The following is a 5441-nucleotide window of genomic DNA, read 5'->3' as shown; positions in this document are numbered from 1 at the left end:
TTAATAATGCACTACGAGTAGATTATTTATTGAAGGAGAACATATTTGAAAAAATAGCGCGAGAAGGCAGAAAATATAGTATCTATCTAATTGTTTCTTCCCAAAGACCATCTGAACTTTCTTCAACCGTTTCATCACAGTGTGGAAATTATATTATACATCGTATTCAAAATGAATATGATATGAATTATATTCATTCTGTATTACCTTATTTCTCATCTGACTATATTAGTAAAATTAAACAATCTACACCTGGAGAGGCACTTGTATTTGGCAATTGCGTTCCTATTCCAACACATATTAAAGTTCATTTAGCTAATCCATCCCCCGATAGTTCAAATTGCATAATAAATGAGGAATGGTTTGGTGCTGCTCAATTAGAAAAAGATGTAAACTAAAATTTCGCAACTTCGGGATTTACATTCTTTGACCATAAATTAACATGCCAGTAAGCTTTGAAACAAGTTCTTACCGGAAATTAAAAAACTAACTACAACAAACGGTCGTTTTTAAATTTGATAAAATCTTTGTTTTTGGATTAGTACTGAAATGACTTTTCCTGACTATAAATCATTGAATGAATTTTGTAGTCGAGATGCATATCTATTTCACTTTTTTCTTTGTTTTAATTTTTTTAAATCTAATTCACCAATAAATGAAGTATCTTAGGTATCTTAAAACAATAATAAAAACTGATGTGGAATTCATTTAATACTTATGGGGGCAGTTATCAAGATTCCTTTGAAACATTAGGTAATCAACTTTTTGAACGGTATCTTTTAAAAAAATATCCTGATACAGTTGAAGAATTTAAAATAATAAATGGAGCAGGTGGAGATGGAGGTATTGAGGCTTATGGCAAATTATCAAATGGCAATATTATAGCCATTCAATCAAAGTGGTTTAAACAGGCTTTAGATACCAGTGAATTAGGTCAGATAAAAAAATCCATAATTACTGCATTAAAAATCCGTCCTAATATAACAGAATATATTATCTGCATACCGCACAATGTCAGTTCAATTAAAGTTGGGAGGGGGAAAAAACTGACACAAAACAGTGAAGATGTAAGAGTAAGGAATTTTGAAAAAGATATTAAAGATATGTTTCCCGAACTCAAAATCACTTGGTGGTTTGAGAATTCTATTTTAGGGGAATTACAAAATTCTGAAAATGAAGGAGTTCATAAATATTGGTTTGAAAAGGAAATATTTTATTCGAATTTCTTAAAAGAAAAATTTGATTTACAAAAAACCAATTATTGGCTTAAGGAGAGATATGTTGGAGACCTTCATACGAAAGGAGATATACAAAGGTTAATAGATCGACAACTTTATAATTTATCCTTCAGAAAAAAAATTATTAGAAAAATTCATGACTTTAGAAATAAGGCAAATTACACCTTAGATATTTCTGAAAAATTTATCCATCGAAGCCTAAAGGAAGATGAATTAATCGAGAAACTAAAACAGATTAATTGCTTTATCAAAGAATTAATTGAAAAATCCATCAAACTTGAAATAAAATTAATAAATGGAATTGATCCTAATTTGACGATTGACGAAGAGGAGGAACTACCAATAATAAAAATCATTGAAGACACCATTCAAAAACTTAAATCTACATCTCCTACAAATCTTCAAAAAAACTTCTACAATAGATTGGAGATTGTTTTAAGGGAATTTGATAAGGATGTTATCGGAAAATATTTGGCAATTGAGGATGAATTAGCAAATATTTCTACCAGCTTGATCCTAGGTAAACCCGGTACTGGAAAAACTTTGGGATTCGCTTATGCTGTTGAAGAGTGTGTGAACAATTCAGCCCCCGCTATATTAATTCAGGCTAAAGGTGCCAATTCCACAGACTGGACACAATTATTATCTCAAGAGTTAGAGTTGAATAATTGGAATAGAAATGAAATTTTTAATGCTCTTGAAGCATTGGCCATAAAAAAAGATTCTCAGTTAGCCTCTGAGAATGTAAACAATTTTCAAAATACAAAAGTCTTGATTTGTATTGACGGGCTTGATGAAGACATAATGAATGATAGTAACTGGTATGATAGAATTAATGAAACCATTGAAATAGCAAATAAGTACAAAAGAATTAGGTTTGCTTTTAGCGCCAGAGAATATTTCTATAACAATCTAAGATTACCTTCTTATCAAAAAAATTATAAAGAATTAAGATTGAAAAGGGAGGGAGATGTAAAAATTGAAGATGTTGCTAATAATTACTTTGCAAAATATAATATCACAATTGAAAATCATCGCTTAATAAAAGGACTAGATAGTTTGTTTGCGTTAAAACTATTTTGCGAAATATATAGAGGCAATACTATTAAACATAACGGAATTGTTGAAACAACCACATCCAAACTAATCAACTTAAAAATTGAAAGAATAAATAAGGAGTACTTGGAATCATTAGGTTCAAGAAAAGCAAAATCAAGAAATGCTGTTTTAGAATTTTTAAATATAATATCCGATTTGTTCTACAGTAATTCTGAAGTAAGCCACAATCAAATTTTAGATTTAATAATTGAAAGTAAACTTAGATATTTAGACGCAAACGAAATTGAACTCTTAATAGAATTTCTATCAAATAATGGAATCTTTATAAGATACGAAAGAAACATAAAATCTGATTCAATCTTACAATCAAAAGAAAGTTTTTATACTTTTAGTTACCAATCAATTTTGGAAATAATAATTTCAAGTAAAATAAGTGCCAAAATAATTAATGGGGAAATTGATTCTTTACCCGATTCTCTTTTTAATCCAATTCCGCTTTCAATAGAATTAGATGATGAAGATTATAATCCTTATTCAGATTTTGTTCCAAATCGTAGAATAATTCAGGATATACTAAATGGCATATTTCTTAAAAAACATAAATTAATAGGATTTGATGGTTTCTTAATTAAAGGTTTTACAGAAAACGAAATTTTTGAACTGCAATTAGATACTTTATACGCTGCGCCAAATGAAATTAGTTGTAATTATAAAGATTGGATTACTGAAATTTTCAATAATGATTACATCAAGAGATTTCAAATTTTACAGAATCTAATTATACCACTTTCATATGATAATGACAGTTCATTTAACGCAATGTACCTTCATAATATTCTTAAAAATATTTATAGTCATTTTGAAAGAGATAAGTTCTGGTCAGGATTAGATGAATATGAAAGTAATATAATGTCTAAAAAATTAGACGTAGATAGATATACATTGTCAGAATGGTCACTATCATCTATTCTTAACGATAACTTTGATTTGGATGAAACGGATATGTTTGATGGACTTCCATTAGTTTATGCATGGGGATTTACTAGCCTTGATCAAAAACTACGTGAAAACTTAAGGATTAAACTAACCAAATGGGCATTAATTGTTCCTTTTGAATTTAAAAATCTTCTAGAGCTTATGCTATCTATTAATGAGCAGCAAATATTAGAAGATTTGGCTTCGGTCACTCTAGGCATTGCCACAAAATGTAAAAATCAAAATGCAATTCAAGAACTTGCCGTATGGAGCATAAATAATATTTTTAGTGACACTGATAAGTATAGAAATGTAATTGTTAGATATGGTTTTAGAGCTATTATTGAAAGAGCTTTTCAAAATAAACTAATTTCTAAAGAAGAAGTCGAAAAATCAAGACCTGTTAGAAAAGATAATTTTATATTATTAAAAGTTGATGAAGAATATTTAAAAGATCCTAAAGATGATTTTTATCCTATTGGTCATGATTTATCCTGGTATGTTATAAAAAAAGCATATGATGATTTTTTATCTATCGATACAGGATTTAATTCACTTTCATTTTCTAAAGAAAATCCATTTATTACAGCTTTTTACAAAAAGTATAGTTCATTAATGAATAACAGTAAATCGGAAAGAATATGGGGTATGGCAGCAGCAATTGCATATATAAAATCGTTAGGTTTTAATCGAAGTAATGGATATGTGAATACTGATGCTACGCATGGAAGCAAAAGTCAAAAATTTACTTTTGAAGAGAAATACGTTTGGCTTGCTGTTCATTATTTGAAGGGATATTTATCGGATCATTTGCCCTATCAATATGATGATGAAAATGACCAATATATTTGGCTTGACGATTATTCTAAAATTGTAAACGTTTTTAATCCCGCAGAAGAATTACAAAGAGATATTGAAAATCAAATAGATGAATATTTCAATCCACCTTTATGGGTAATTAAGGAAGAATTAGTTTCTGAAATCGACACGTCTAACGATCTTCAAGATGAAATTGATAGAATTGTAAATACAGAACCCGAAATAGATTTTAAGAATTGGCTTCTTTATCATGATCTAGATTTTAATATTAAAACTGAAAAAGAATATTTGGCTATATATCAAAGTACAGGTTTAACTAATTCGTCAGAAACTATTAATGGTTATATTGATTGTTTTAGTTACATAATAAAAGAAGAGGATTTTGACCTCTTTGCGAAGCAAATTTCTATTGATTCAAAATCCATAATTTTAAGTGATTTTGGCAGACCAAATACAGACACTTATGCTACTCCGGCTAATTTATTTTGGATGGATTGGATTGGTGAGAAACATGATCAAACTGAATTTGATGAAGGAAAATTTGTTTTCACTTGCCTTACCAGAGTAATGAAAGATACTATAGAGGGAGAGAAAGAAGTTATAATACCAGCTAAAAAGATTAGAAACCTACTTAATATTTCCGAATTAGATAATAATCAATATGTAACAATCAATTCAGATATCATAGGGTTTGATCATGAGGTAAATACGGGGAGATTTTCCCGTGGTGATTACCAATCTATCATTTTGATTACAAGGGATATCCTGCAAAAAACATTAAGTGAAAATGGCTTAAAGATATTTTGGATGGCAAATCATTTTATCAAAAAAAATCCTATTAATAAAAGTATAGAGGAAATTAAATATTGCCAAAAAGTTAGAAAATATATTGTTTGGTTAGATGAGGATGAACTAAAGTCTGTAAATTATTATGAGGGATATTTTTCTAATTCATAATAAAAGTGTAACTCAAAAGTAAAGATAATTTAGTAACAATTCTTAAGAATCTGAGAATCAGAAATTATAAGCTTTAAGGAGAAAAAATTTTGCATTTATCATTTGATTTTTTGTAATAATTTAAAAAAAACAATATATTTGCACTATTGAAAAACGACGCTCTTAATAGCGTTTTGACAATGACCTATTCAGTGACCTGTCATAACACTATTTACGCATAACGGTTGTGGATAGGGCTTTTAAGAAATTAAAAAAAGTCCCGTCCGGATCGCAACTATTAAATTAAAATAGTGCAAAACGCTTTAAAACGTATGTTTTAAAGCGTTTTTTGTTTTATATCTGTTCAAGTGGACTAATTCAACAGAATGGATTAGTGGATTAGTTTCAAAACTT

The 5441-nt window shown here is 28.6% G+C and carries 2 protein-coding genes; both read left to right on the top strand.

The annotated features are described in order from the left end of the window. Window positions 1-398, top strand: a 398-nt coding sequence (locus EGH73_RS01255) for an ATP-binding protein (RefSeq protein WP_148041667.1), incomplete at its 5' end; no start/stop codon positions are given. Window positions 399-695: 297 nt separating this feature from the next. Next, window positions 696-5048 carry an NACHT domain-containing protein gene (locus EGH73_RS01250; RefSeq protein ID WP_123280325.1) on the top strand — a complete coding sequence of 1451 codons (4353 nt, stop codon included), beginning with the start codon at window positions 696-698 and terminating at the stop codon, window positions 5046-5048. Window positions 5049-5441 lie beyond the last annotated feature (393 nt).

It is taken from the genome of Epilithonimonas hominis (assembly GCF_003730015.1).
In the GTDB taxonomy this organism is placed as follows: Bacteria; Bacteroidota; Bacteroidia; order Flavobacteriales; family Weeksellaceae; genus Epilithonimonas; species Epilithonimonas hominis.
Note: the sequence above shows the minus strand (reverse complement) of the source record. Positions and strands in the feature narration are given on the sequence as shown.

Coding starts and splice junctions, on each gene's coding strand:
- EGH73_RS01250 (WP_123280325.1), top strand. CDS start 696: ATGTGGAATTCATTTAATACTTATGGGGGCAGTTATCAAGATTCCTTT.